Origin of the sequence: Salirhabdus euzebyi, from assembly GCF_014207435.1 — a bacterium.
Taxonomy (GTDB): domain Bacteria; phylum Bacillota; class Bacilli; order Bacillales; family Alkalibacillaceae; genus Salirhabdus; species Salirhabdus euzebyi.
Genome location: NZ_JACHGH010000005.1, coordinates 312,860 through 339,271, shown reverse-complemented (window position 1 = coordinate 339,271; position 26,412 = coordinate 312,860). Strand labels below are relative to the sequence as shown.

27 protein-coding genes are annotated in these 26,412 nt (G+C 35.2%); 25 read left to right on the top strand and 2 right to left on the bottom strand.

Translation table 11 applies throughout. The annotated features are described in order from the left end of the window. The first annotated feature begins 42 nt into the window (after positions 1-42). Entirely contained in the window at positions 43-990 is a 948-nt protein-coding gene (locus tag HNQ94_RS10660) for an LCP family glycopolymer transferase (protein WP_174495935.1), read from the top strand. Positions 991-1,152: 162 nt separating this feature from the next. Then, on the top strand, positions 1,153-2,337 hold the full coding sequence (locus HNQ94_RS10655; protein WP_174495936.1) for an MFS transporter: 1,185 nt from the start codon (positions 1,153-1,155) through the stop codon (positions 2,335-2,337). Here HNQ94_RS10655 and HNQ94_RS10650 read toward each other — a convergent pair. Further along, complete coding sequence (locus tag HNQ94_RS10650; protein WP_174495937.1) at positions 2,334-3,200, bottom strand: LysR family transcriptional regulator; 867 nt, start codon at positions 3,198-3,200, stop codon at positions 2,334-2,336. The genes HNQ94_RS10655 and HNQ94_RS10650 overlap by 4 nt on opposite strands. A 189-nt stretch (positions 3,201-3,389) precedes the next feature. Here HNQ94_RS10650 and tcuA point away from each other — a divergent pair, with 189 nt between their 5' ends. The 13 genes from tcuA to HNQ94_RS10585 all read left to right on the top strand — a co-directional run bounded on the left by tcuA (position 3,390) and on the right by HNQ94_RS10585 (position 15,413). Further along, entirely contained in the window at positions 3,390-4,892 is a 1,503-nt protein-coding gene (gene tcuA, locus HNQ94_RS10645) for an FAD-dependent tricarballylate dehydrogenase TcuA (RefSeq protein ID WP_174495938.1), read from the top strand. Between the two features lie 149 nt (positions 4,893-5,041). Further along, the gene (locus tag HNQ94_RS10640) at positions 5,042-6,517 is read left to right on the top strand and encodes an aldehyde dehydrogenase (protein ID WP_246199973.1); all 1,476 of its coding nucleotides are present in this window, start codon (positions 5,042-5,044) and stop codon (positions 6,515-6,517) included. Between the two features lie 75 nt (positions 6,518-6,592). Next, positions 6,593-7,477, top strand: a complete 885-nt coding sequence (locus tag HNQ94_RS10635) for an NAD(P)-dependent oxidoreductase (RefSeq protein WP_174495940.1) — start codon at positions 6,593-6,595, stop codon at positions 7,475-7,477. A gap of 48 nt (positions 7,478-7,525) precedes the next feature. Further along, entirely contained in the window at positions 7,526-8,719 is a 1,194-nt protein-coding gene (locus tag HNQ94_RS10630) for an ABC transporter substrate-binding protein (protein ID WP_174495941.1), read from the top strand. A gap of 67 nt (positions 8,720-8,786) precedes the next feature. After that, positions 8,787-9,653, top strand: coding sequence for a branched-chain amino acid ABC transporter permease (locus HNQ94_RS10625; protein ID WP_174495942.1), 867 nt, complete (start codon positions 8,787-8,789; stop codon positions 9,651-9,653). 15 nt (positions 9,654-9,668) lie between these two features. After that, positions 9,669-10,667: a branched-chain amino acid ABC transporter permease gene (locus HNQ94_RS10620; RefSeq protein ID WP_174495943.1), complete on the top strand. Its 999-nt coding sequence runs from the start codon at positions 9,669-9,671 to the stop codon at positions 10,665-10,667. Further along, entirely contained in the window at positions 10,657-11,424 is a 768-nt protein-coding gene (locus HNQ94_RS10615; protein WP_174495944.1) for an ABC transporter ATP-binding protein, read from the top strand. Before HNQ94_RS10620 ends, HNQ94_RS10615 begins: the two co-directional genes overlap by 11 nt. After that, positions 11,417-12,133, top strand: a complete 717-nt coding sequence (locus HNQ94_RS10610; protein WP_174495945.1) for an ABC transporter ATP-binding protein — start codon at positions 11,417-11,419, stop codon at positions 12,131-12,133. The genes HNQ94_RS10615 and HNQ94_RS10610 overlap by 8 nt, the downstream gene beginning before the upstream one ends. A gap of 18 nt (positions 12,134-12,151) precedes the next feature. Beyond that, positions 12,152-12,544: an SCP2 sterol-binding domain-containing protein gene (locus HNQ94_RS10605; RefSeq protein ID WP_174495946.1), complete on the top strand. Its 393-nt coding sequence runs from the start codon at positions 12,152-12,154 to the stop codon at positions 12,542-12,544. Continuing rightward, the gene (locus tag HNQ94_RS10600; protein WP_174495947.1) at positions 12,525-13,316 is read left to right on the top strand and encodes an alpha/beta fold hydrolase; all 792 of its coding nucleotides are present in this window, start codon (positions 12,525-12,527) and stop codon (positions 13,314-13,316) included. The genes HNQ94_RS10605 and HNQ94_RS10600 overlap by 20 nt, the downstream gene beginning before the upstream one ends. Before the next feature lie 18 nt (positions 13,317-13,334). Further along, a complete protein-coding gene (locus HNQ94_RS10595; RefSeq protein ID WP_174495948.1) occupies positions 13,335-14,099 on the top strand; it encodes an N-acyl homoserine lactonase family protein in 765 nt (254 codons plus the stop codon). Between the two features lie 105 nt (positions 14,100-14,204). Then, positions 14,205-15,080 (top strand): NAD(P)-dependent oxidoreductase, encoded by an 876-nt coding sequence (locus tag HNQ94_RS10590; protein WP_174495949.1) that lies wholly within the window; start codon positions 14,205-14,207, stop codon positions 15,078-15,080. 162 nt (positions 15,081-15,242) lie between these two features. Then, on the top strand, positions 15,243-15,413 hold the full coding sequence (locus HNQ94_RS10585) for a hypothetical protein (RefSeq protein WP_174495950.1): 171 nt from the start codon (positions 15,243-15,245) through the stop codon (positions 15,411-15,413). Positions 15,414-15,510: 97 nt separating this feature from the next. On the opposite strand, the gene proC is transcribed toward HNQ94_RS10585, so the two are convergent. Further along, a complete protein-coding gene (gene proC, locus HNQ94_RS10580; protein ID WP_174495951.1) occupies positions 15,511-16,311 on the bottom strand; it encodes a pyrroline-5-carboxylate reductase in 801 nt (266 codons plus the stop codon). 224 nt (positions 16,312-16,535) lie between these two features. Here proC and HNQ94_RS10575 point away from each other — a divergent pair, with 224 nt between their 5' ends. From HNQ94_RS10575 to HNQ94_RS10530, 10 genes are all read left to right on the top strand, one after another. After that, on the top strand, positions 16,536-18,668 hold the full coding sequence (locus HNQ94_RS10575) for a BglG family transcription antiterminator (RefSeq protein WP_174495952.1): 2,133 nt from the start codon (positions 16,536-16,538) through the stop codon (positions 18,666-18,668). A 20-nt stretch (positions 18,669-18,688) separates the two neighbouring features. Next, positions 18,689-19,126: a PTS sugar transporter subunit IIA gene (locus HNQ94_RS10570; protein WP_174495953.1), complete on the top strand. Its 438-nt coding sequence runs from the start codon at positions 18,689-18,691 to the stop codon at positions 19,124-19,126. Beyond that, positions 19,127-19,396: a PTS sugar transporter subunit IIB gene (locus tag HNQ94_RS10565; protein ID WP_174495954.1), complete on the top strand. Its 270-nt coding sequence runs from the start codon at positions 19,127-19,129 to the stop codon at positions 19,394-19,396. 21 nt (positions 19,397-19,417) lie between these two features. Continuing rightward, positions 19,418-20,713, top strand: a complete 1,296-nt coding sequence (ulaA, locus tag HNQ94_RS10560; RefSeq protein ID WP_174495955.1) for a PTS ascorbate transporter subunit IIC — start codon at positions 19,418-19,420, stop codon at positions 20,711-20,713. Positions 20,714-20,825: 112 nt separating this feature from the next. After that, positions 20,826-21,818, top strand: a complete 993-nt coding sequence (locus HNQ94_RS10555) for a phosphotriesterase family protein (RefSeq protein WP_174495956.1) — start codon at positions 20,826-20,828, stop codon at positions 21,816-21,818. Positions 21,819-21,839: 21 nt separating this feature from the next. Then, positions 21,840-22,577: a creatininase family protein gene (locus HNQ94_RS10550; RefSeq protein ID WP_174495957.1), complete on the top strand. Its 738-nt coding sequence runs from the start codon at positions 21,840-21,842 to the stop codon at positions 22,575-22,577. Beyond that, on the top strand, positions 22,570-23,280 hold the full coding sequence (locus tag HNQ94_RS10545; protein ID WP_174495958.1) for a KDGP aldolase: 711 nt from the start codon (positions 22,570-22,572) through the stop codon (positions 23,278-23,280). Before HNQ94_RS10550 ends, HNQ94_RS10545 begins: the two co-directional genes overlap by 8 nt. 2 nt (positions 23,281-23,282) lie before the next feature. Next, the gene (locus tag HNQ94_RS10540) at positions 23,283-24,032 is read left to right on the top strand and encodes an SIS domain-containing protein (RefSeq protein ID WP_174495959.1); all 750 of its coding nucleotides are present in this window, start codon (positions 23,283-23,285) and stop codon (positions 24,030-24,032) included. 65 nt (positions 24,033-24,097) lie between these two features. Continuing rightward, positions 24,098-24,853 carry a glucosamine-6-phosphate deaminase gene (gene nagB / locus HNQ94_RS10535; protein WP_174495960.1) on the top strand — a complete coding sequence of 252 codons (756 nt, stop codon included), beginning with the start codon at positions 24,098-24,100 and terminating at the stop codon, positions 24,851-24,853. A 215-nt stretch (positions 24,854-25,068) separates the two neighbouring features. After that, positions 25,069-26,397 (top strand): hypothetical protein, encoded by a 1,329-nt coding sequence (locus HNQ94_RS10530; RefSeq protein WP_174495961.1) that lies wholly within the window; start codon positions 25,069-25,071, stop codon positions 26,395-26,397. Positions 26,398-26,412 lie beyond the last annotated feature (15 nt).

Sequence of the window (26,412 nt, the reverse complement as noted above, 5' to 3'; positions counted from 1 at the left end):
TATACTAATATAAGGAAGTTTAGGATACTTGAGGTGAATTACTTGGAAAACAACAAAGAGAAAAAAGTTAGTTCGAGAAGAAAGAAGCTTTTCAAAATTTCGTTAGCTGTCTCCTCCATCCTTATAATAGGTGCGGGAATTTTTGCTTATAGTGTTTATTCTAATGTGAAAAACACGGTAAATGACAGAATGTATACCCCCGTAAAAAGTATTGACCGGACACCGGAGCAGAAGGAGAAGGCTGAAAGAAAAGAGCCGCTGAACATCTTATTAATGGGTGTGGATGAACGTGAATATGACAGAGGGCGATCTGATACATTGATGGTTCTATCGGTAAATCCGAACACAGATAGTATGCAAATCATTAGTATACCTCGTGATAGCCGTACGGAAATTGTCGGCAGGGGTTTTGATGACAAAATCAACCATGCTTATGCTTTTGGTGGAACGGATATGGCAATTGCAACCGTTGAGAATTTCGCAAATATTGAATTAGATTACTACGTAAAAATGAATATGGAAGGTCTTACTGATTTGGTGGACGCTGTAGGTGGAATTACCGTAAATAATGATATTGATTGGATGGATGATTCCCGAGACTTTCATTATAAAAAAGGTGAACTCGAATTAGATGGAGAGCTAGCGATGGGTTACGTTCGCATGCGTTATCAAGATCCGAATGGTGATTTTGGTAGAAACCAACGTCAACGTCAAGTGATTGAAGGAATTATTGATAAAGGCGCAAATATAGGTTCCATTACAAAAATAGATGACGTGTTAGCTGTACTTGGTGACAATATGCAAACAAATATGAATTTTGAAGATATGAAGAATATTTTTAAAAACTACCGAGATGCAAGAAAAAATACATCTAACTATCAAGTAACCGGAAACGGTACCTACATTGGTGATATTTATTATTTGATTGTATCAGAGGAAGAGCGGAAGAAAGTGCATGAAATGATTGTTGAGTTTAATGAGGAAGTATAGGGAGAAAGCCTGAGTTTTATTCTCAGGCTTTTTTATATTCTTATATAATTAAAGTTTTTAATGGGTAAGCATAAAATATTAATATTTTTTTTATATCTATCCTTAATATAATATTGAATTAGTAAATTATTAACATATCTACATAAGAAGAAGGTTTTCATAATGAGCCTCCGAAAGAGAAGTATAAATTTAAAATTAATAGTACCTTTATTTTTCGTAACTGGAGTTATGGGCGCCCGTCCCCTTATTCCTTTAATTGCAGATGAATTAAATGCTGATCACTTTGATATAGGTTTGCTCGTATCCGTTTTTTCTTTATTTCCATTTTTAATAGCTATTAAAGTTGGTCAGGTGATGGATAAAATAGGTTATAAGAATCCAATCATCTTGAGTGGAGTGATCGGGATAGGATCACTATTAGTTCCCTTCTTTTTTCCTAATATGGTTGGATTATATATTTCACAAATTTTAGCTGGTAGTGTTTACACGGTATTTATAATGGGAGCACAAACTTATGGAGGAACTGATTCTTCTGAGCAAGAAAAAGATCATAATATCGTAATGATTAGTGTGGGTGTTTCAATAGGAAGTTTTATTGGTCCGTTGCTTAGTGGTGTATTCGCAGAAGTGTGGGGATATCGAATTTCCTTTGCATTAATGGGACTAGCTATCCTACCATCTCTTTTTATTGCTTCCAATATAAAAGATAAAAAACAAGAAATAAACTATTACAAAAGAACCGCAAAATTTATTAATTCATTAACATTGTTAAAAGAGGTAGATATCCGTAAGGTGATATTAATTTCTATGATTGTATTAGCAGGAAGGGATATTTTTACTGCTTATATCCCTTTAATTGGTATTAGTAATGGACTTTCAAATTCTATGATTGGTTTTATTGTTTCCATTAATGCCTTTGCTGGAATAATAGTTAGGTGGTCAATGCCTTACTTAATTTTGAAGTTTGGAAGAAATAACATTACTTTGTGTGCAATATTGGGATCTGGTGCTCTATTTTTATTAATCCCCATAGCCTCAAGTTCCATTTCATTAATATTAGTTTCCTTTATCCTTGGAATGGGGCTAGGGTTAGGTCAGCCTCTTTCAATTTCTACCATGGTACATATTTTACCACAAAAAAGAATTGGTGAAGGTTTAGGGCTAAGATTATCAGCAAGTCGATTTGCACAATTATCCTCTCCTGTATTATTTGGTTTTGTTGCTCAGATTTTTAGTATGTCATTTGCGTTTTTCTTCGCGGGCACATTAATTCTATTCAGTGGAGCTAAAACAAAAATAAATGATAATTGTCCAACCACATTGGTATTGAAGAAAGGTAATAACTAATAAACAATATTGTATTTGTCTTTAAGGAAACTTACAAATGCGTTAACTACACTTAAATCTAGGAGCTCTTTGCGATATAAAAGAGATGTTTTTCTAAGTAATTTCTTATTATCTATAGTCAAGTCCATAGTATGTAGATCTACGGTATCTTCTAAACAAATACTTGGAAATATACCATATCCAAGACCTGTTTTTACTAATCCTTTACAGGTTTCTATGCTATCTACTTCCATAGAAACTTTTGGTGTCTTGTTAAATGTTTTTAACCACCAATCATCAAATGTTTTCTTTAGACTAACGTCTGTTTGATATTGGATTAAATTTTGATTAGGTAAATTATTTAAGTCTATTTCTTTTTTGGATGCGATACAAAGGGCTTCCTTATTTAATGTGATTTGCTCTCCAGACCACACATGGTCACCCCTAATAATAGCTACATGTATTTCTTCACTTTGAATTAGTTTTAAAACCTTTGAACTCCATCCAGTAGTTAAGTCAATTTCGATATTTGGAAATTTTGCCAGGAATCCTTCTAATATATTAGGTAATTGGTACATTGCGAAGTTACTCGAAACTCCTATTCTTAATATCCCCTGAATATTGTTTTTCATATTTGTTAAATTATCTTTTGCGATTTGTAGTTGTCTTTTCATGGATTCTGCATACTTAACAAGATAGTCTCCCTCACTGGTAAATACAACTCCTTTACTTCCTCTCAAAATAATTTGTGAGTTAAATTCTTTTTCGATTTGTTTAATTCTATATGTGAGTGCTGGTTGAGATATATAAAGTTTTTGAGCAGCTTTTGTTATACTTCCTTCTTTATGTAATGTTAACAATAGTTCCCAGTCTTTTTCCGTCATGTCATTACTCCTTTTCATTTTTTTAAAACCTACAGAGTTAATATGTTTTGGTATATTCCATTAAAAAATTTTATAGTAATTTATAAAATTTAAATATTTCACTTATATTCCAGTTTATTTTAATCTAAATGTAAGCGTTTGAGAAGTCAAAATATAGTGAAAATTAAAATTGTTCAGAGGTGATCTTAATTGTCGAACCACTCAGAATGGATTTATGATGTTGTGGTAGTAGGTGCAGGAAATGCTGCACTTTGTTCAGCACTTTCAGCCTGTGAAAATGGGGCAAAAGTACTTGTTTTAGAAAAAGGTCCCAAAAATAAAAGGGGAGGAAATTCTTTCTTTACAGACGGTGCTATACGTTTTGCGTTCAATAGTTTAGAAGATCTAAGAAAAGTAATACCTAGTATTACAGATGAACTTGCAGCAAGAATTAACATGCCCGCTTATACTAAAAAACTTTTCCATGGAGATTTGATGAAAGCAACAGGCAATAAGTCGGAACCAGAATTAGCAAGTTATTTGGTAAATGAATCTTTTGAAACGATTAAATGGATGCACAAGCACAATATTGAATTTGATCTAATTTTTGATAATCAATCCTTTTTCAAAGATGGTATTTACAATTTTTGGGGTGGATTACCTGTCAAAACAAGGGATAAGGGTGTTGGACTTATTGAAAAATTAAACGAACGAGCTGAAGAACTTGGAATTGATGTTTGGTATGAATCACCCGCAAAGAAAATTGTTATGGCTAATGGTGAGGTTGCGGGTATTGTAGTCAATAAGAAAAATGAAGAAGTAATTGTCAAATCTAAAAGTGTTATTTTAGCATGTGGAAGTTTTGAAGCGAACAATAAACTAAGAGCAGATAATTTAGGTGATATCTGGGATAAGGCTATTGTACGGGGAACTGAATTTAATACAGGTGATGGTCTATCAATGGCATTTGAAGTTGGAGCTCAACCATTTGGAGATTGGAGTATGTGTCATTCTATTGGGACTGATGCTAATGCTCCGAAAGTAGGTGATTTTACAAAACCAGGTGATATTTTTAAGAAACATTCTTATCCACTTGGAATTATGCTTAACAAGAATGGTGAACGTTTTGTCGATGAGGGGGCTGATTTCAGGAATTACACGTATGCAAAGTATGGACGTGAAGTATTAAAGCAACCTGATCAAGTGGCTTATCAAATATATGATGCCCAAGTAAGAGAAATGCTTAGAGATGAATATGACCGTGATGAAGCAACATCTTATAAGGCCAATTCACTTGAAGAACTTGCTGACCAACTGGACGTCAATAAAAAACAATTTTTAAAAACAATTAAAGAATATAACCAGTCAGTACAAAATGGGAAATATGAACCTTCCGAAAAAGATGGAAAAGGTACAAAAGGGATTATGCCACCTAAATCAAATTGGGCTTTAAGATTAGAACAACCTCCATATTATGCTTTTCCGGTAACATGTGGTGTTACTTTCTGCTTTGGAGGAGTAAAAGCCAATACTAATGCAGAGGTACTTAATAAAAATGATCAGCCTATTAAGGGTCTTTATGCTTCTGGGGAAATGATTGGTGGGATCTTCTATGAAAATTATCCTGGTGGAACAGGATTAATGTCAGGTGCTGTATTTGGAAAGACCGCAGGAAAGTCAGCAGCTAATTATGTGAAGGGACAACTTGTGTGAAATAATTAAATATTAAATGAAGATTAAGTCTATATAAAAAATATTAATGGTATCAAATAAAAAAAAGCTATTGTTATTTATATCTAGATTAATATAAAATGTCTAAATATACAGATAATTAAAAATAAATGCTAATTGGAGGGGTGTTTTTGAAGCGCTACCAAATGCTAGTGAATGGGAGCTGGATAAACAGTTCAAGTGAGGAAACTTTTTACTCAATAAATCCATTCAACCAAAAACCGTGGGCTGAAATTCCCCAAGCAACTTCTGTAGACATCGAGGAAGCTATTGGAGCTGCTAGAAAGGCTTTTGAAATAACTTGGAGCCAAACTAATGGATACACTCGTGCTAATTTATTATTTAAACTAGCTGATCTTATTGATAAAAATGCCGAAAGACTTGCAATACTAGAGTCAACCGACAATGGCAAGGTGATAAGGGAAACTAAAAATCAAATGCATTTTGCAGCAAGGAATTTTCGTTTTTTTGCTGGTTTTGCAGATAAACTACAAGGTGAAACTATTCCTTTAGACAACCTCAACTTGTTTGACTACACCTTAAGAGAACCTCTTGGAGTTACAGTATTAATTTCTGCATGGAATTCACCTATTCAAACTCTAACAAACAAACTTGCACCAGCACTTGCTGCAGGTAATACAGTTGTGATTAAACCATCTGAACACACCTCCGTTACTACTCTTGAACTTGGAAAATTAATAGAAGAAGCAGGTTTTCCAAAGGGGATAGTAAATATTGTTACAGGTGATGGAAAAGTTGGTGCACTGCTTACTCAAAGTCAAAGTGTAAATAAGATAAGCTTCACTGGAGGTCCATCAACTGGAAAAATAATTGCAGAAAATGCAAGTAAAAATCTAATACCTTGCACCCTTGAACTTGGAGGTAAATCACCAAATATAATCTTTGAAGATGCCCACATGAAAAATGCCGTAACTGGTGCTATTGCTGGTATTTTTGGAGCGTCAGGTCAAACTTGTATTGCAGGTTCAAGGTTGTTGGTACAAAACAAAGTTTATGATGAAGTAGTAACCAACCTAGCAAAACGTGCTAGTGAAATTGTTTTAGGGGATCCGCTTAATCCTGATACTCAAATGGGACCAGTTGCCAATTTGGTTCAGTTTGAAAGAATACTATCTATGATTGGTAAAGGTAATGACGAGGGTGCACAAATTATTGTAGGCGGTAAAAAAGCTGAAAAGGAGGGCCTTTCAGACGGATTCTTCATTTTACCAACAGTGGCTGCAAATGTTAACAACAATATGAAAATTGCTCAAGAAGAAATATTTGGTCCTGTACTGAGTGTCATACCATTTGAAGACGAGGATGAAGCTATACATATAGCAAATTCTTCTGAATATGGCCTGGCTTCAGGAGTTTGGACTCGCAATATTTCAAGAGCCCATAAAATGGCAAAAAAACTTAACGCGGGTACAGTTTGGATTAATACTTATCGAACAAGTGCAGCACAAGCACCTTTTGGTGGAGTGAAAAATAGTGGATATGGGAAAGAACGAGGTTTACACGCCCTTCTTGAATACACCCAAATTAAAAATGTAATGATTGATCTTAGTGAAGAAGAAAGGGATCCATTTTCTATCAAAGTTTAACTTTTTTGGTTTATTTAACACTATTGTAATCATGTTAATGCAGGAAAATAATTTCAGGAAAGGGGGCGTGAGAATATGGAAGCTAATGAATGGAAAGTTGGGGTAGTTGGTTTAGGAAATATGGGTGGGAAAGTTGCAGAATCCATTGTAAGTAAAGGTTTTAACGTAATTGTATATGATGTTAATCCTAAAGTTACAATCCTATTAAAGGAAATGGGGGCAGAAGTAGCAAATGATCTAATAGATATTGCAGCTAAGTCTAATATAATTTTAACAAGTCTACCTAATACAGATATTGTTAGAGAAGTATATGAAACAATTTTAAACAAAGTAGAGCATGGCACTATATTTATTGAAATGAGCACAATAGATCCTGGTTATATAAAAGATTTAGATACCCAAGTTTCTAATAAAGAATCTTTCTTAATTGATCTTCCTGTGAGTGGAAGCCCGGAAGAAGCCAAAAACGGTAAATTAGTTTTAATGGCAGGTGGAAATAAGGAGGTTATTAATAGATTACAACCACTTATCAGCTGTTTTGGTGAACAAGTGCATTACGTTGGAAAGCCTGGAGATGCTAAAGCGGTTAAGGTAGTAAATAATTTAATGACTATGGGAAATGTTGCTGTAGCAGCTGAAGCCTTTTCAATTGGATTAAAGTTTGGAATTGATCCAGAGCTACTTTTTAATGTTTTAAACCAAAGTGGGGGTCGTTCTCACCATTTTAGTAAGCGCTTTCCTAATGCGTTGCAACGAGATTTTGAGGGTAGATTTTCAGTCGAATTAGGTGAAAAAGATGTTTCTCTTGGATTAGATTTATCAAAAAGTTTAGATGTCCCCTCACCAATTGCCAGCTTAGTTCAACAAATCTATCGTATCGCAAAATCAGAAGGATTTGGGCAAGAAGATATTGTTGCAGTCTTAAAACTCTATGAAAAATGGGGTAGGTTAGTGAACTAATTTACAAAACATTTATTATAAAATCGATGAAAAAAGGAGGATTTATTTATGAGAAAGTTAAAAATCTTTTCATTAATTTTAGTGTTGTCATTTGGATTACTACTTGTGGGGTGTAACAGTTCAAGTACCCAGGGATCTTCTGGTGCAGATGATCCTATCAAGGTGGGGTATATAGGAGCACTTTCTGGGGGTTCTTCGACCATGGGTGTACCTGGTAAAAATGGTATTCAACTCGCAGTTGATGAAATTAATGCTGATGGAGGAATAAATGGAAGACAGATAGAACTTATAGCAGCTGACGATAAAGCAGATCCAGCAACTTCAGCAACACAAGCTCAAAAATTAATTAATGAAGATGAGGTTGTTGCTATTTTAGGTGGGCCTAACTCAGGTACTGTTAAAGCTAATAGTGAAGTAATAGCACAATATGGCGTTCCCGAATTAATAACAATTGCAATGAACGATACACTAATTGATCCAAATAGTGCAACGTTTCCCACTACTTTCCGGATGACTGAGGATAACTCTTATGATATTAGAGCTCTAGCAGAATTTTTAATTGGAGAAGGTCATCAGAATATTGGAGTAATTGCTGATAACACAGCATATGGCCAATCAGGAACAGAAAGTATTAAGAAAATTTTAGAAGAAAAAGGACTTAATGTTGAAATTGCGGTTGATCACCCTGTCGGAGCTAAAGATCTTACTGCTCAAACACTTAAACTTCGTGAAGCAAATGTAGATGCTGTATATGTGTTTAGCCTTGGACCCGAGGGAGCATTGTTTATGAAAACACTTAAACAAATTGATTGGAAAGTACCTGTTGTAGGTGGTCGAGGACTAAATATGAAAGCGTTTGTTGATTTAGCAGGAGACGCAGCAGATGGGATGATTCTACCGACAGTAATAAATCCAAATAAACCGGAAGCAAAAGAATTTATAGAGAAGTATGACGAGAAATATAATGATGATCCAACTCATGTTTATTCTTCACTAGGTTACGATTCTATGTATCTACTAGCTGCTGCTCTTAAAAAGTCTGATGGAGAAGGTGGAGATGCTTTAATAGAAGCCTTAGAAAGTCTAAAAGATATACCTACAGTCACAGGTGGGATGGATCATACAGCTTCCTTTACGGATGATAAACATAACGCAGTAAACGAAAACTACATTATTTTTAATCAAGTAAAAAATGGAGCCTTCGAGTTCTACACAGATGAAGTTGAATCCGGTTGGGAATAATTTAAATTTAAAATAGAAGGGGAAGTCAAACTTCCCCTCTTTAACCTTCTAGTGAGAGGAGCTTATTATGGACGTTTATGGGCAGTTATTAATTGCTGGTATATCAACAGGAAGTATATACGGACTTATTGCTCTAGCATTTTTAATTATTTATAATTCCACACAGATTGTTAACTTTGCTCAGGGTGAGATGGTAATGGTAGGGGCAATGATGACTTTCTTTGGATTAAGTTTTCATTCATTTTCCTATTTATCCACTTTTTTTATTGTTATTGGCTCTATGATAGTTATAGCCTTTATCTTTCAACATGTCCTTGTAAAACCATTACAAAAACAAGGTGCCTCAATGTTTAGTATCATAATCGGAACAATTGCTCTTGGGATAGTGTTATCTGAAGGCATGGGTTTGTGGCTGGGAAAACAACAATATGGCGTCCCACCAATAATTCCTAACAATCCAATTAGTTTGGGCAATATTACGATTCTCCCACAAAACCTTCTAATTATTATAATATCCTGGTCTTTGGTCATATCAATTTGGTATTTCTTCAATCGAACAATGACTGGACTGTCATTACGAGCTGTCAGTATCAGTACAGAGGGAGCCCAGGTCAGTGGTATAAAAATTTCAAGAATGTTAGCTATCGGTTTTACTTTAAGTGCTGTCGTTAGTGGTATTGGTGGGTTGTTAATAGCGCCAGTTGTTGGAGCTTCCCCCTACCTAGGGTTATCCATAGCCGTTAAAGGTTTTGCTGCTGCAATTCTAGGAGGAATGGGTAATATTTATGCAGGAATGATAGGAGGAATAATTATTGGGATTTCTGAAAGCTTTTTCAGTTTTTATATTCCATCCTATGCTGAAGCTATAACTTTTACAATTATGTTATTTATGTTAGTCGTTAAACCAACAGGGTTATTTCCTGAACATTCATAAGAGAGGTGGGCAAATTTGAAAAACTTTAGTAGGTTTAATTTTAATTCTAAATATTTACTGCTTATTTTAGCCTTATTGTTTTTTTTCCTACCCACCTTTGTGAATAGTCCATATTTAATTAGAGTAATAGAAATGATAGCTATTTTCTCATTATTAGGGTTGGGTTTAAATTTTTTGTTTGGCTATACCGGTCAAATATCAATCGGACATTCCGCATTTTATGCATTAGGAGCTTATACTTCAGCAATTTTAGAAACTAAATTTGCTGTTCCTTTTTATATCGCTTGGATAGTTGCTATAGTACTTACTGGATTAATAGCATACTTGGTAAGTTTTCCAATACTGAAGTTAAAAGGCCACTATTTAGCTATGGCTACACTTGCTTTTGTACTTATAGTTGAGACTATTTTAGGACAATGGATACCAGTAACTGGAGGGCATGACGGAATTACGGTATTAACTGTTTCTCTATTAGGACCATGGATAGCACAAAATCTTTATTATTTTATTATTGGATCAACTATTATTGCAATATGGATGCTAATGAATATATCAAAGTCATCAATCGGTAGATCTCACCAGGCACTTAGAGACGATGAGGATGGTGCAGAATCCTTGGGTATTCCTGTGAAAAAGTATAAAGTAAATGCTTTTGTTTTTAGTGCTATGCTTGCTGCAGTAGCAGGAATATGGTACGCCCATCTATCTATGGTAATAACTCCTGAAGTATTTAGTGCAGGTGTGTCTATTCAATTATTAATGATGGTAGTAGTTGGTGGAATGGGTAGTAACCTTGGGGCAATTTTAGGAGCAATCTTTATTATTGTATTGCCAGAGTTTTTGTATGACTTTCAAGATGCAAGTATGTTTATTTATGGTTCTATTGTATTAGTAATTCTCTTATTCTTCCCAGGTGGATTGGCGGGTATTTTTAAGAAGGTATCTAAATTTTTATTTCACAGGAAGAAATATTCAGGGAAAGAAAGTGAGGTAGACGTACAAAATGCTTCTTGAAGTTAAAGGTTTAACTAAAAGATTTGGTGGATTAGTAGCTGTTAATCAAGTTGGTTTTAGTGTTGAAGAAGGGAAAATCACTGCGCTAATAGGGCCAAATGGAGCGGGAAAGACAACATTGTTTAATTGTATTTCAGGTTTTTATCAACCAAATGAAGGTGAAGTATTATTAAATAATAGTAACATTATTGGTCAACCTGCACATAAAATTCTACAAAAGGGTTTAGCCAGAACCTTCCAGCTAGTTAGAAATTTTGAAGGTATGACTATACTAGAAAATATTATGACTGCAGCTCATGTTCATTCTGGCCAAAATTTCCTTAACTCTTTATTATTTCTTCCTTCTGTTAAAAAGAGTGAAAAAGAATTGAAAGAGAAGGCAAATGACATTCTAAAGTTTCTAAATTTAGCTCATGTTGCTGATAAGTATCCTAACGAAATATCTTATGGTCAAAAAAGACTTGTCGAAATTGGAAAGGTACTGGCAACAGATGCAAAATTATTGCTAATGGATGAACCAGCAGCTGGTTTAAACGATAGTGAAACTAGGACTTTAGTAGATACAATGAGAGAAATACAAAAAACTGGTAAGTCAATATTAATTGTTGAACATAATATGAAATTTATTATGGAACTAGTTCAAAAAATAGTAGTACTAGATTTCGGTCAAAAAATTGCTGAAGGTACTCCAGAAGAAATAAGAAATAACGAAAAAGTGATTAAGGCTTACTTAGGAGGAGGGAAGGTTAATGCTTAAGGTGAAAAATGTATCAGCTGGATATGATGGCATTGATGTTCTCCATGAAGTTTCTCTAAATGTGAATGAAGGAGAAATTGTATCTCTAGTAGGACTTAACGGTGCAGGAAAATCAACACTATTAAAAACCATTTCGGGAATTTTACCTGCAAAAAAGGGAGATATCTATTTTGATGATCAAAAAGTAACTAATCATTCAACTGATTCTTTAGTGAAAAAAGGAATGGTTCATGTTCCGGAAAGCAGATTTTTATTTCCTGCACTTTCAGTGAAAGAAAATTTACTATTAGGAACGGCTGCGAAAGACAATAAATTTCGCAAACTTAAAAGTGATGAATTATTTAATTTTGTTTTTGACTTATTTCCTGTTTTAAAAGAAAGGTCTTCCCAGCGTGCTGGCACATTAAGTGGTGGTGAGCAACAAATGTTAGCAATAGGCCGAGGATTAATGTCTAATCCTAAATTATTATTACTTGATGAACCGTCACTCGGTATTGCACCCATATTAGTAGAAAAGATCTTTGAATCTTTACTTATGTTGAATAAAGAAGGAATAACTATTTTTTTAGTAGAACAAAATGTTTCTATTTCTTTAGATATATCACATCATGCATATGTACTTGATCTTGGGAAAGTGATTATGAGTGGGACAGGAAAAGAGGTTTTAAACAATCCTCAGACACAGGAAGTCTATTTAGGAGGATTTTAATAAAAGGGGGATATCCATTTGACAGGGTTAACACTTAACTTATTAAAGTCTGTAGAAAAGTATTTAAACAAAGATGTCTTTGTTAAAAATAACATAAAATTTTACAGTTTAAATTTATTACTTAAGTGTGATAATCATGAAAATTATTTCAATATTTCCAAAGGGAATATTTCGCTTGTTAAAAGTCTTGATAATAGTAAACCTTTAGTTATTGTAAGTGGAAGTGCGGAAGATTGGGATAAGATAATTAGAGGAATACACGGTGGAATGCATCGTGCATTTAGGCATAAAATATTAAAATTTGATGGTGATCCCGTTGCTATGTTAAGTATATGGAAAACCATTTGGAGAATAGGTGAATCTTTAAAACTAGCTAGTGAGGAGAGTTCGCATGCCGTATCTAATAGTTAATAATACTAGAATATATTATGAAGAATTTTCTAATGAGGGTCCAACTCTGTTATTAATACATGGAGCTGCTCAAGATACTCTCTCTTGGCGTTTTAATACAATTTTTTTGGTTGAATTAGGATTTCATGTTATTGCCATTGACTTACCTGGTCATGGAAAAAGCCAGTTAGCCCCATCAGGTCCAATAGATAATTTGGAAGACTACGCTTTTTATACTGAAAAATTTATGGATACACTAAATATAAAAAACTATTCTGTTATGGGACATTCAATGGCTGGAGGAATTGGACTATATATGGCGTTACATAAGCCCGAATCAATATCTATGTTAGTAATAGTTGATGGAGCTGCATATACATCAGGAACTTACGGTGAAGATGTTTTTGAACTTGTGTCTATCAACCCTACTGATTGGTTTGAAGTGAACTTTAGGACAATCTGTTCTCCTACAACAGATATAGCCCGAGTTGAAGAAATAGCTTTTGACGTTAGGCGATGTTCTCCAGAAGTTGCGTTTAATGATATTCGTGCATACGCAGCACTAGACTTAAGAGATAAGATGAAGGAAATAAAAGTTCCATTAATCGCCATCCATGGTGAAGATGATTGGTCTATACCATCTGAAATTGGTAAGAAAACTGTTGAGATGTCTAGTGGCAACTTTCATTTTGAGTTATTAAAAAATGTAGGCCATTTTCCGCATACAGAAAGTCCAGAGCTATTTAACCAAGCATTTAAAAGAGTATTGGAAAAGATTCCGGTTAAATTATAGTTTAAGAGGAGGGTATTAATGGCAGTTAAAGGTATGTATTTCTTAGAATGTGGTACACTCACAGTAGACAAGAGTTTAATAACCTATAAACAAGGGCTGGGGGAACCAATTGATATACCTGTGGTATCAGTATTAATTGAAACAGATGATGGGTATATATTATTTGATACGGGTTTAGATCCAGATGGCTTAGAAACACCAGAGAAAACTTGGGGAATGAAAAGTAAGGTTGTTAAATCATTTGGTAAGGAAAATGATATAAGGAGTCAACTAGAAAAAGTTGGTGTTAAGACTGATGATATTCTATACGTTGTTAATTCACATTTTCATTGGGATCATACTGGAGGTAATAGACTCTTTGAGAAATCAACTATACTTGTGCAAAAATCAGAATATCGCTTTGCATATTATCCAGACTCATTTGTGTCTAATATCTATATTAAACATCAATTTGATCACGAATTAAATTATCAATTGATTGAGGGAGATTACGAGGTAGTAGATGGGGTCTATATTACTACATCTTTTGGTCATACTCCTGGCCATCAGTCATTGATTGTCCATCTTCCTAATGAATGTGCAGTCTTAGTTGGTGATGCAGTTTACTCAAAAGAAAATATTGAAAAAAACATTCCGCCTGGTAACACTTGGAGCCTACCTAATGCAGTAGAATCTCTCAATAAGCTCCTGCATATTGCTAAAAGAAATAAAGGGAAACTTTATATTACTCATGACCCTAATTTTTGGATAGATTATAAGTCTGTACCCTATTGTTATAAATAGTTTGTCTAGTATGTTTCAATTTTAAAAAAACTCAACAATTTCGAAATCATTGCTGGTACCTAATGTGCCAGCTTTTCTAATTTCTTAAAAATAGGGAGTGTATGTATGGATTCGGTTATAGGTGTAATAGGACTGGGGAATATGGGCAGTGTAATTGCAAAAAGGCTGTCTAATTACTATAAAGTTCTTGGGTTTGATGTAGATCAAACAAAAATTGAGGAAATAAAAAAAGAGGGAATTAATTGTCCTCTTTCATTAGATGCTTTAGCGTCAGAAATTAACCATTTAATTGTTTCATTACCTGGAGGCCAAATTTCCAAAACTGTAATTTCTGAAATTGCAAAATATCTTTCTCCAAAAGTTATAATTATTGAAACTAGTACTCTTTTACCTTCTGATATGAAAGAAATAGGTAATATATGTAATTATTATAATTTAAGGGTAATTGATGCTGCAATTCTTGGTGGCATAGTTCATGTAACAGAAGGAAATGCTAATTTTCTTGTTGGTGGTTTACTTGAAACAATTAACAAAACTAGAGAAATATTAAGTGTGCTAGGAAAAAATATAGAGTATATGGGTGATTTAGGAGCTGGTATGTCAGCTAAAATAATAAATAATGCTGTTGCTCATTCAGTGATGGTTACAATTGTAGAAGCTGCAACAATAGGAGTTAAATTAGGAATAAGTTCAGAAAAAATATATGATCTACTAAAAGGCGAGACTGCTCTGATTAGACCGTTGAAACATCGATTCAATGAAAGAGTCAGAAATAGTGATTTTCAAGGAGGAATGTCTACAATAAATGCAAGAAAAGATTCTTCTCTCGTTTTGCAATTAGCAAGCGAATTAGAGATTCCTTTATTTTCCATGCAGTCAACACATACAGTTTATGACATAGCACTAAAAGAGGGGTATGGTGAACTAGATTATTCTTCTATTGCAAAACTTTGGAGTAAGTGGACAAGTATTGAATATTGAAGGTGATAAAGTTGAGTACTAAAATACAAAGTAAGGTGAGGAAGTGTAATTATATGTATTTACACAAGATTTCAAAAAAATATTGAAGGTTAAACTAATATACCGATATAATAATAAGATAGTCTCTTTGACAAAATCATCTAACGAAATGAGGAAACGTACATGAAAAAGAACTTAGCAGTCATCTTATCTATCATTCTTTTTACCCTGCCTTTATCTGCTTGTGGAAAACCAAGCAAGGAAGAGTGTGAGCAATTATTCATGGATGGAAAATTAAAAGAATTCCAAGAGGGCGAATGTGTTGAGCGCTTCATGGAAGATTTCGGATTTTAATTTGAAATCAGTAAGCCACTAACAACAAAGTTAGTGGCTTATTTTAATGGATAAAAATAGTGGTGTTCGACAAAATTCGGGTGGTGACAGGCACCATTTATTCCCCTAACTGTTTGACGCGAGTGGTGCATTTTTCCATTGCGGCTTGTACGGCTCCTCGAAAGCCTTGTTGCTCTAGTTCTGAAACGGCTGCGATAGTTGCGCCGCCTGGCGAGCATACTTGGTCCTTTAATTCCCCTGGGTGTTTTCCTGTTTCTAGTACCATTTTTGCAGCCCCTAATACTGCTTGGGAAGCTAATCGGTATGCCTGGTTTCTTGAAAGGCCTTGTTTCACACCGCCATCTGCCATTGCTTCAATCATCATGTACACGTAAGCTGGAGAAGATCCACTTATGGCTGGGATGGCATCCATTTGTTCCTCTCGGATAATCTCTACTTTTCCGAAACTTTCGAATAGATGTTTTACAGACTTGAGCTCTTCTACTGTTACTTGCTCGTTTGCACACATTGCACTCATGCCTTCTTGAATGAGGGAAGGAGTGTTTGGCATGGTACGGACAACTTTTACCTTCTTTGCAAATGCTTTTTCAACATCCGTCATAGTAATTCCAGCAGCAATGGTTACGATAATAGCATCCGGAAGAATATTAGAACGGATTGCTTGAATGACCGTCGTATAATTATGTGGTGGAACCGCCAAAAATAGTATATCCGAGTTGCTCGCGACTTCGTTATTATGTAGAGTTGTTTTTATGTGAAATTGTTCTTCTACTTTTTGTAAAGTTTCTTTTGAGGTTGCGCTTGCTATGATTTTGGAAGGTTCGATTTCACTTAACATGCCACCAATCATAGCCTGAGCCATTTTTCCACACCCGATAAATCCGATTGTTTGCTTCATTTATGTACACTTCCTTACTATTGCGTTTATAAAGGTTATTTTAACAGAATCCCAATTTTATATCGAATGTGCAAAAGCTACTTCCCGAAATAAGGTACAATTTTGCACACTTCGTTAGGAATCATTTGGTCTTATCGTTTTTGTGCAAATTAAGTAATATAAAAGTAAGCAATTGCTTATGAGCTTTTTTGCACATTGTTGAGTTTGTGCAAGGAGGATAAAGAATGACATTAGATCAACGTAGTGCAGCAGTTTTAACACATTTGATTCATGCCGATTCTTATTTATCCATCAAGGAGCTAACAGAGAGATTAAACGTTTCTAGGCGAACGATTTATTACGACTTAGAGAAAATTAACTATTGGCTAGAACAACAAGGTCTTTCTATAGTTGAACAAGTTCGTTCTGTAGGTTTGATTCTTGATGAGGAAACGAAAAAGCTCATTCCGAGTAAATTAGGAGAGATAAAAGCTTGGCATTATGAACTTTCTGCCACAGAAAGGTTCGCTTGGATAGCCATCTATTTATTTGCAAGTGAAAAGGCGCTTTATTTAGAACAACTAATGGAAAAAGTAAGAGTAAGCAGAAATACAACGATTGAGGACATAAAAACATTAAAAATGGAAATGCTCAAGTTTGATTTGGAGCTAGACTTTGACCGTAAAACTGGTTATGTCATCCGTGGAAATGAATCCGATATTCGAAAAGCAATTGTCTACTTCTTATCCCTTGCGGTTCCTGAAGAAAACTGGGAATCCCTCATTTCGGATATGCAAATGCTTTTAAAATCCTACAATCAAATGGACGAAGAGGAAAATTTATTTAGTGTAGATGATTTAAAAGCAGTTTATCGTGTCATTTCCGAAAGTGAAAAAGTGTTAAATATTGAGTTTACAGATGATGTCCTTCATAGTCTGAGTCTCCGTTTCGTTCTTTTTAGTAAACGTGTTGCACAAGGTAAATATGTTGAAATGGACACGATTGAAAAGGAAGTACTTCGTGATACAAAAGAGTTTAAAGCAGCAAGATTTATAAGTGAAAGACTAACGGAATTATTCCATATTCCTTATTCAGAGGATGAGGAATTGTATATTACAACCCACTTATTAAGTGCGAAAGTGAATTATTCAGATGAGGTTATTTTAACTCATGCCGTTCCAACTGATTTACGAACAGTTGCAGAGCATATTGTCGATGATTTTCAGAAGCATGCATGTGTCTTGTTTCAAAATCGGGATTTGCTTGTGAAAAACTTATTAATCCACTTAAAACCAGCTTACTATCGAATCAAATATGGATTAGAGGTACAAAATCAGCTAGTAGAATCCATTAAGACGAGATATCCTGAAATTTTTTCGTTAACGAAAAAAGTAGTCCATCATTTTGAAAAAATTATCGGTAAACCGGTACACGAAAATGAAATTGCTTACATTGCTATTCATTTCGGGGGTTGGATGAGAAGGGAAGGAACAGAGCCTGCTTCTCGCAAAAGGGTTTTACTCGTATGTGCAAATGGTGTAGGTACTTCCCAAATTTTAAAGCAACAATTAGAAGGGCTATTTTCTACGATTGATATTGTCGGGACAGCGTCTGTTAGAGAATTTGAGAGAAAAGAATATGATGTGGATTTTATTATATCTACCACACCTGTTTCCAAAAAAGATCTTCCTGTTTTCATTGTTAGTCCAATTTTAACCGACTCTGAAAAAGAAGGTTTATTGAAGAAAGTAAATTCTCTATTTCACCATACAAGGCAACAAGCGTATTCTGTTGATGGATTAATGGATTTAATTCAAAGACATGCTTCTGTTCATGACCAAGCAAAGTTATACGATGATTTAAAGCAATATTTAACGCGTACACCCATTACAAAAAAACAAATAAAGCCATCTTTAACGGAATTAATTACGATAGATACAATTCAAATGATTCACTCGGTTAAAGATTGGAAAGAAGCGATTAGAGTAGCGTCTAGTCCACTTATAAAAAATGATTCGATTACAGATCGGTATATAGAAGAAATGATTAGTAATGTAGAAAAATTAGGGCCATACATTGTCATTGCACCGAAAATTGCTATTCCTCATGCAAAACCTGAGCATGGTGTGCAAAAACTAGGAATGAGCTTACTGCGATTAGAAAAATCCGTCGCTTTTTCTGATCAACAAAAGCATGATGTACATTTTGTAGTCGTGTTAGCAGCGATTGACAACGAAACACATTTGAAAGCGTTGTCGCAGTTTACTCGACTGATGTCTAATCCATCTACAATTGAAAATATGCTACAGGCTTGTTCAAAGGAAGAGTTATTTTCCTATATTGAAAAAACCATACAAACAGATGAAATAAACAACTAGAAGGTACGGAGGTGTGATACTTGAAGTTTTTAGAAGAATCACTAATTGCATTAGATGTTGATATTGATACACCAGAGGGAGCTATTCGCGAAACAGGAAAACTTTTATCAGCCTCTCATCTGGTAGAGGAATCCTATGTGGACGCAATGGTTAAGTCCTTTAATGAAAATGGTCCTTATTTTGTGCTAGCACCGAATATTGCCCTACCACATGCAAGGCCCGAGGATGGAGTACATGAAGCAGCTGTCTCCTTTGTTCGATTAAAAAATCCGGTAAAATTCGGGCATGCTTCGAATGACCCAGTACAGCTTGTCTTCGGTTTAGGCGCCTCATCAAGCGATGAGCATTTAACGGTATTACAAAGATTAATGGGGCTGTTAGGTAATCCAGATAACGTAGAAAAACTGTTACATGTAAAAACACATGAAGAAATCAACCAAATGATAGGAGGAAATTAGATGAAAATTTTATGTGTATGTGGTTTAGGGCAAGGAACTAGTTTAATTTTACGAATTAATGTAGAAACGGTATTACGTCAATTGGGTGTACAAGCGGATGTGGAAAACACAGACGTATCAAGTGCTTCAAGTGAAAATCCGGATTTAATTGTTACAAGTAACGAGCTTGCTCAATCATTAGAAGGTCATGCTTCTAAAATTGTGATTGTAAATAATTATTTTGACACAAATGAGATTAAAACTGCTCTAGAAGAGCATTTTAATAATTAAATTCATAGGGGGTATTAGAAAATGGAAGCGATTTCCTGGTTAGCAACCAACTTTTTCGGAGTTCCTGCAATTCTTCTTGGTACGATCGTTTTACTAGGTTTAGTTTTACAGAAAAAGTCTTTTAGCCAAACGATCAGTGGTACGTTTAAAGCAATGATTGGTTTCTTAATTATTAACGCAGGTGCTGGTGTTATCGTTGGTGCATTGACTGTATTTGAACCAATGTGGAAGGAAGTATTTGGTCTTGAGGCTAGCTCTTTCGGTCAGTTTTTAGGGCAAGAAGCTTTCACTACTAAATATGGTTCTGCTGTAACTCTAGCAATGTTTATCGGTTTCTTAATTAACGTATTGTTGGCGAGATTTACTAGATTTAAGTATATTTATTTAACTGGTCACATGATGTTCTGGACAACGATGATTTTTGCAGGTGTTGTTATTGACGCTGTTGGTGATGTGTCTTTCACGAAATTAGTATTGTTCTTATCTGTTATTATGGGTATTTACTGGACACTACAACCGGCAATCGTACAGCCTTACATGCGTAAAGTAACAGGTAATGACAATATCGCATTAGGTCATACTTCTGCAATTGTTGCATTACTTGGTGCTTGGTTAGGACAATTATTTGGTAATAAAGAAAATGATTCTGAGAAAATCAAATTACCAAAAGGTCTTGAGTTTTTAAGAGATTCAAACGTTATTACAGCCTTAACAATGAGTATTTTGTTTACCGTTGGTGCAGTTATCTTATCATTAAAAGGTACACCTGGAGCAGAAGCGCTTGTCGCGCAATCTGGTGACCAAAACTTTATCATCTATGCAATTATTCAATCGTTTACATTTGCTGCAGGTATTGCGGTAGTATTACTTGGTGTTAAGATGTTTATCGGGGAAATCGTACCGGCGTTTAACGGTATTGCTACAAAACTAGTTCCTGGTGCAAAACCTGCACTAGACTGTCCAGTAGTATTCCCATTTGCTCCAAACGCAGTAATCCTAGGTTTCTTAGGAGCTTTTGCTGGTGCATTAATCTGGTTAGTCATCTTAGGCCAAACAATGGCTTACGTATTTGTACCGACTATGATCGTATTATTCTTCCATGGTGCAACTGCTGGTGTATTCGGTAACTCAACTGGTGGTGTACGTGGTGCATTACTAGGTGGATTTGCAACTGCTACAGTTGTAGCTTGGGGTCAATTTGTCATGGTAAAACTATTAATCGGTTCTACTATTCCGGATACAGCAATGTGGGCAGCGGATTCCGACATGTTTATCTTAGGTCCAATTATCCGTTTCGTTTCCCAATTACTATTCTAATTAAATAAAACAATTTCATAAAAGCCGACATGTTTTTTCCATGTCGGTTTTTTACATCAACATTTGTTAACAATAAGTAGGAATTATGAAGATTAACTAAGGAGGCTTCAGCATGAGTTTTATTCGTACGTTAAAGCAAGATATTAAGCCGGAGGAACTAGGATTTACTTATTCACATGAACATATCGTTTGTCGTCCTGATTATTGGGTACAACGTGGTGCTGATGATTTATTGCTAGATGATAAAGAGAAGTCTAAAAAGGACGTAGAAGATTTTAAGCGTCATGGTGGCCGATCTATCGTTGATGCTACGGCAGTGGATTATGGTCGTGATGTACAAGCAGTAAAAGAAATATCTGATGAGTTAGATATTCATATAGTAGGTACTGCTGGATTTAATAAAAGCTTTTTATGGGATGCCAAAATGAAAGAAGAGCTAAAGCCGATCGTTGGAAACTATGAAACGTATGCAGAATGGATTGATAAAGCAACGATTAATGAATTAACCGAGTTTGTTGTACGGGAAGTAGAAGAAGGTTTAGAGGGTACTCCTTTTAAAGCGGGACAAGTGAAATTTGGTACAGGGTATAACCGTATTTCTCCTTTGGAAGAAAAAACATTGCGTGCGGTTGCTCGTGCTCACCATATCACAAAGGCTCCAGTTCATTCTCATACGGAAGTTGGGACGATGGCACTTGAGCAAATAGAATTGTTGAAATCTGAAAATGTGAACCTAGAATACTTAAGCCTTGGTCATATGGATCGTAATCCTGATCCTTTTTACCATGAGCAAATTGCAAAAACGGGTGCTTATTTATCATTTGATGGTATTGCGAAAATTAAATATGCACCAGAATCAACAAGAATTCATTGTATTTTAGAGCTTGTGCGAAAAGGGTACGAAAACCAAATTTTAGTTTCCGGTGATACGGCTCGTAAAACGTACTATAAGCATTACGATTATGGCCTAGGTTTGGAATACATTATTGCAAAATGGGTACCACGTTTTATTGCGGAAGCAAACCAAAATGGGTTTGATGGGGAAAAGCTTATTCAGAAGTTTTTTGTGGAGAATCCTGCGCGTTGTTTCACATTTAAAAAATAGAAAAACATCTGAGGTGTAGCGATGAAATTCCAATTTGAAAATTCATTTGAAGTGAAAGAGAAAATAGTAAATAAAAAAGTGGCGATTTTACCGATTGGGGCTGTCGAAGCACATGGTCCTCACTTGCCTTTGGGGACCGATAATCTTCTAGCCGAGCGTTTAAGTGATCAATTAGCGGAAAAGGTGGATGCATTTGTTTTGCCAACTCTACCTTATGGGCAAGTATGGAGTTTAAAAAACTTTCCAGGCAGTATTAATGTTTCCAATGAGTCGTTAATTAGCTTGATCGTGGACATTGGGGAAAGTTTGTACCGACAAGGATTTAAGGTTTTCGCCATGGTGAATGGGCATTTGGGTAATGCCGTGGCGATGAAAGAGGCTGCTAGAAAGCTGTATGATTTATATCCTAATTTAAAAGTGCTTTATCTTTTTTACCCTGGGATGAAAAAACCCGTAGAGGAAATAAGAGAGACCCCTTCTAGTCATGGCACCTATTTTCATGCATGTGAAATAGAAACATCTTTTATGCTCTATTTAGCACCAGAATTTGTAGAAATGAATAAGGCAATATGTGACATACCGAATATTCCAATGCATGCCGATGTGACACCGACACCGTGGGAGGAGTTCACGAACTCCGCTGTACTTGGTGATGCGACTCTTGCTACGAAAGAAAAAGGGGAAAAAGTAATACAAGTAGCATTAGAAAATATGGTCAAGTTAATCGAAGACTTGAAGGAAGGAATCAACCATGCTTAAGCATAAATTATATGATTTTGTTTTGTTTAACTTTTTAGCTCGAGATAAGAAAAATACAGAAGAAGTTGTAACTGCTGGAAAGGGTTTTGTTGTTCCTGGTATTGTTGCATCTGATTTTGACCATATAGAAGATGGTGCCAATCGTGTCCGTGAAATAAAAGAAGTGTCCGACGTTGTTTCCATTGGTTTAGGAGGAGGTGGCAATCCTGCGTTTGCTCAGCGTGTAGTGGATATAGCTGCACTTTCTAATCCAGGACATATTAATCAACCTTTTGAGCGGACCTCTTTTGCAAAAGGGTATTTAGATGCTAAAGGTTTACCGCATTTGGTTAACGCTCTTGTAACGCCTAGCGGCAATGTTGGAACGGTGAAATTGGCTTCTGGATATGAAATACAAGTAGAAGAATTTGTGGAAATTGCAAAGGCTACCGGAATAGAATCTATTAAATTTATGCCACTAAAAGGTAATGTCCATTTAGAAGAGTTAGCTTATTTGACAAAGGTAGCAGCCGAAAAAGGTATTCGTGGAATTGAGCCTGCTGGCGGTATTAGCGCAGCGAATATAAAAAGTATTATTGACGCAGTGAAGGATTACTCTATTGAGCTGTTCATGCCCCATATTTTTGGTACAACAATTGATAAACAAACAGGTAGAACGATTCCTGCTGAAGTAGAAAAAATCATGCAAGCACTGGAGGGATAAGTATGCTTAATTCTTATTTTCAAAAAATAGAAGAGCGCCTTAAGCTAGTACTGGAAAATGAATCGGCACAGCTACAGGAAGCTGCGAAAAAAGTTGTGGAAAGTATTGAAAATGGTGGGGTTATTCAATTGTTTGGATGCGGTCACTCGCACATTTTAACAGAAGAAGTGTTTTATCGTGCAGGTGGATTAGTTCCGATCAAACCAATATTTGTAGAACCATTAATGTTACATGAAGGAGCCCTTCGTTCGTCTCAATTGGAGAGGAAAAATAATTATGCTTCCTCGTTTATGGCGGCACAAGATATTCAGCCTAACGATGTGGTGTTCGTTTTATCTACATCTGGACGTAATCCTGTACCTGTTGATGTTGCCCAATATGCAAAAGAAAAAGGGGCGTTCGTTATTGGGATTACTTCACTTGAGTATTCTCAAAGCCAACCATCTCGACATGAGAGCGGAAAACATTTATATAATTCCGTTGATTTAGTTATTGATAATTTCTCTGTAAAAGGAGACGCCATTTTGTCCTATGACAAAGTAAAAGTACCTTTTGGGCCTACCTCAACAGTAGTGGGAGCAACAATTTTAAATAGTATTTTTGCAGAATCTATCAAGCTGATGGCTGATCATCAATTTGAACCTCCCGTATTTTTAAGTGGGAATATGGAAGGATCTGATGAACATAACGAAGCATTAATTAAAAAGTATGAAACACGAATTCCTTTGTTGTCCTTGAATGCAGATTTGTAGAAGTTGAAGTGTGTTTGATGATATGTAGAGGAAAGATGCCTTATCAGCGAGAGGGGGTCCAGTAAGTGAAAGTTGTTGCTGTGAGAGATTATCAGGAAATGAGTGACTTAGCAGCTAAGTACATCATTCAGCAAGTGAAAAAGAAACCTTCATCGGTTCTAGGGTTAGCAACTGGAAGTACACCTAAAGGTACTTATCAAAAACTTATTGAAGATGCCGAAAAAAATGGCACCTCCTATGCACAAGTCCGAACCATTAATTTAGATGAGTATGTTGGATTAGGTCAGGATCATCCTCAGAGCTATCGTTATTTTATGAAGGCAAACTTATTTAATCATATAGATATTTTAAAGAAAAATACGTATGTACCAAATGGGAAAGCCTTCAATTTAGATGAAGAGTGCCAATGTTACGAGCAGCTCGTTCGTTCTATTGGAGTTGATTTACAACTGTTAGGAATTGGTGTTAATGGTCATATAGGTTTCAACGAACCAGGAACCCCTTTTCATAGTTCAACCCATATCGTTAAGCTAGCTGATTCCACGAGAAAAGCCAATTCCCGTTTTTTTGAGACAGTAGAAGAGGTACCTAAAAGTGCGATTACAATGGGAATCGATAGCATCCTGCAAAGTAAAGAAATTGTATTATTAGCTTCAGGCTCAAAAAAAGCAGATGCTTTGCAGAAGTTAGTCTCAGGAAAAACAGAGGATAAATTTCCAGCATCAGCATTGAAATTGCACCCGAATGTTACACTCATAGCTGATTATGAAGCATTGGCAAAGGTGCCTCAAGTTGTCGGAAGTATAGTGGAAGGGAAATAAGAAATAGGTGAAGTAATCACTCAGTTAATGGGTGGTTACTTTTTTGTCCTTTAAGAAAGTTTAACTATGTGAAAGAATTAAAGTATAAGAAAAATTAAGGCTTTCACCATAAATACTTTGCGAAAAGCCAATTTTACTTATGCTACTAACGACCTATTTCGACAAAAACTATGTTAAAATAATGGGGACATAGTTAGAAAATAGGGGGACATAACATGAAAAGACTACTACTAACTTTTGTTGCATCTGCCTTCTTTGTTGTATTCATAAGTGGGTGTTCAGCAGTGAAAGAAAACACAAATGAAGTTATTTCTTTTGTGGAAAACGAAGAATACGTACAAGCTAAGGAAAAATTAGACGAAGTAGCACAAAGTACAGAGTTATCAGAAGAAGATAAAGATAAGATTAATCGCAACATTGAACAAGAGCTAATTAAAGAAGTAGGCGCGTTAAAAGAAAGCTTTCAGAACGAAGAGGTTGATGTAGAAACATTACATAACCAGCTATCTGGATATAAAGTACTTGGTTTAAATAAGCTGATTGAAAAAATAAACCAAACAGATATAGAACTAGAAAGCTTAATTAATTCTAGAGTTGCTTTTACGAATGGTGAAAGGCACATTGAAAATAAAGACTATGATTTAGCAATAGATGAATTTTCAATGGTAATAGAAGAAGATGCAAAATTTGCACAAGCTCAAACTTACATAGATGAGTCATATGAAAGCCTTTTAACACAAGTAAAAAATGAAGCTGTTTCTTTAGAGGAAAAGGAAGAATACAGTAATGCTTATACTTATGTAAAAGGTTTTACAGCATATTTTACTGATGATGATTCTTATATAGAGCTATTAAACCAATATGAGGAATTATATTTTGAACAAAGTTTAGCTGAAGTGGAGAAATTAAAAGCAAATAATGAGCTTGATAAAGCTGTTTATCAATTAGAACAAATGGAATCAGAACTTGGAAAGAAAGAAGAAATTGTGACACTTCTCCATGAAACAAAAGCCCAACAAGAGGAGCAAGTAAAACAAAAAAGAGAAGCATTGTTAAGCAATATGAATCAACAGTATGATTCAATGGATGATATAACACGTATTTCTCCTAAAGGAATTGATCCATTTACGTTAAATATTCCTCAAGGTAGCTTTGTATTTTTTCCAATGATTCAAATTGCCGGGCAGGATTTAGATAGTGGGATTGCAGCGATATCTGTTGTTACCGGATTTAGCCAAGATGATTGGGTCTTCATGGAAAAAATCAGCTTTAATGTTGATGGAGATCGGTTTAGCTGGGAATTAGATTATGGAGAGCGCGGAAGTGAAGTCGGCTGGGGTTCTATTTATGAATGGGTAATTAAGAATAGTTTAGTCGATGGTAACATTAAAGGGGATTTAGAAAAAATTGCAAATGCTGAGTCCGTAGAGATTCGGTATGATGGTGATAGTAGTTCACGAGATGAGACTCTATCCCAAACCCAGATACAACAGATAAAAGATACGTTAGAACTATATGAAATGATCAATAAATACGGACTTTAAAGGTGAAATAAGGAG

Coding starts and splice junctions, on each gene's coding strand:
- HNQ94_RS10575 (WP_174495952.1), top strand. CDS start 16,536: ATGACATTAGATCAACGTAGTGCAGCAGTTTTAACACATTTGATTCAT.
- HNQ94_RS10635 (WP_174495940.1), top strand. CDS start 6,593: ATGGAAGCTAATGAATGGAAAGTTGGGGTAGTTGGTTTAGGAAATATG.
- HNQ94_RS10625 (WP_174495942.1), top strand. CDS start 8,787: ATGGACGTTTATGGGCAGTTATTAATTGCTGGTATATCAACAGGAAGT.
- HNQ94_RS10655 (WP_174495936.1), top strand. CDS start 1,153: ATGAGCCTCCGAAAGAGAAGTATAAATTTAAAATTAATAGTACCTTTA.
- HNQ94_RS10600 (WP_174495947.1), top strand. CDS start 12,525: ATGCCGTATCTAATAGTTAATAATACTAGAATATATTATGAAGAATTT.
- proC (WP_174495951.1), bottom strand. CDS start 16,311: ATGAAGCAAACAATCGGATTTATCGGGTGTGGAAAAATGGCTCAGGCT.
- HNQ94_RS10545 (WP_174495958.1), top strand. CDS start 22,570: ATGCTTAAGCATAAATTATATGATTTTGTTTTGTTTAACTTTTTAGCT.
- HNQ94_RS10530 (WP_174495961.1), top strand. CDS start 25,069: ATGAAAAGACTACTACTAACTTTTGTTGCATCTGCCTTCTTTGTTGTA.
- HNQ94_RS10550 (WP_174495957.1), top strand. CDS start 21,840: ATGAAATTCCAATTTGAAAATTCATTTGAAGTGAAAGAGAAAATAGTA.
- HNQ94_RS10615 (WP_174495944.1), top strand. CDS start 10,657: ATGCTTCTTGAAGTTAAAGGTTTAACTAAAAGATTTGGTGGATTAGTA.
- HNQ94_RS10590 (WP_174495949.1), top strand. CDS start 14,205: ATGGATTCGGTTATAGGTGTAATAGGACTGGGGAATATGGGCAGTGTA.
- HNQ94_RS10540 (WP_174495959.1), top strand. CDS start 23,283: ATGCTTAATTCTTATTTTCAAAAAATAGAAGAGCGCCTTAAGCTAGTA.
- HNQ94_RS10585 (WP_174495950.1), top strand. CDS start 15,243: ATGAAAAAGAACTTAGCAGTCATCTTATCTATCATTCTTTTTACCCTG.
- HNQ94_RS10630 (WP_174495941.1), top strand. CDS start 7,526: ATGAGAAAGTTAAAAATCTTTTCATTAATTTTAGTGTTGTCATTTGGA.
- HNQ94_RS10555 (WP_174495956.1), top strand. CDS start 20,826: ATGAGTTTTATTCGTACGTTAAAGCAAGATATTAAGCCGGAGGAACTA.
- HNQ94_RS10610 (WP_174495945.1), top strand. CDS start 11,417: ATGCTTAAGGTGAAAAATGTATCAGCTGGATATGATGGCATTGATGTT.
- HNQ94_RS10650 (WP_174495937.1), bottom strand. CDS start 3,200: ATGACGGAAAAAGACTGGGAACTATTGTTAACATTACATAAAGAAGGA.
- HNQ94_RS10595 (WP_174495948.1), top strand. CDS start 13,335: ATGGCAGTTAAAGGTATGTATTTCTTAGAATGTGGTACACTCACAGTA.
- ulaA (WP_174495955.1), top strand. CDS start 19,418: ATGGAAGCGATTTCCTGGTTAGCAACCAACTTTTTCGGAGTTCCTGCA.
- HNQ94_RS10565 (WP_174495954.1), top strand. CDS start 19,127: ATGAAAATTTTATGTGTATGTGGTTTAGGGCAAGGAACTAGTTTAATT.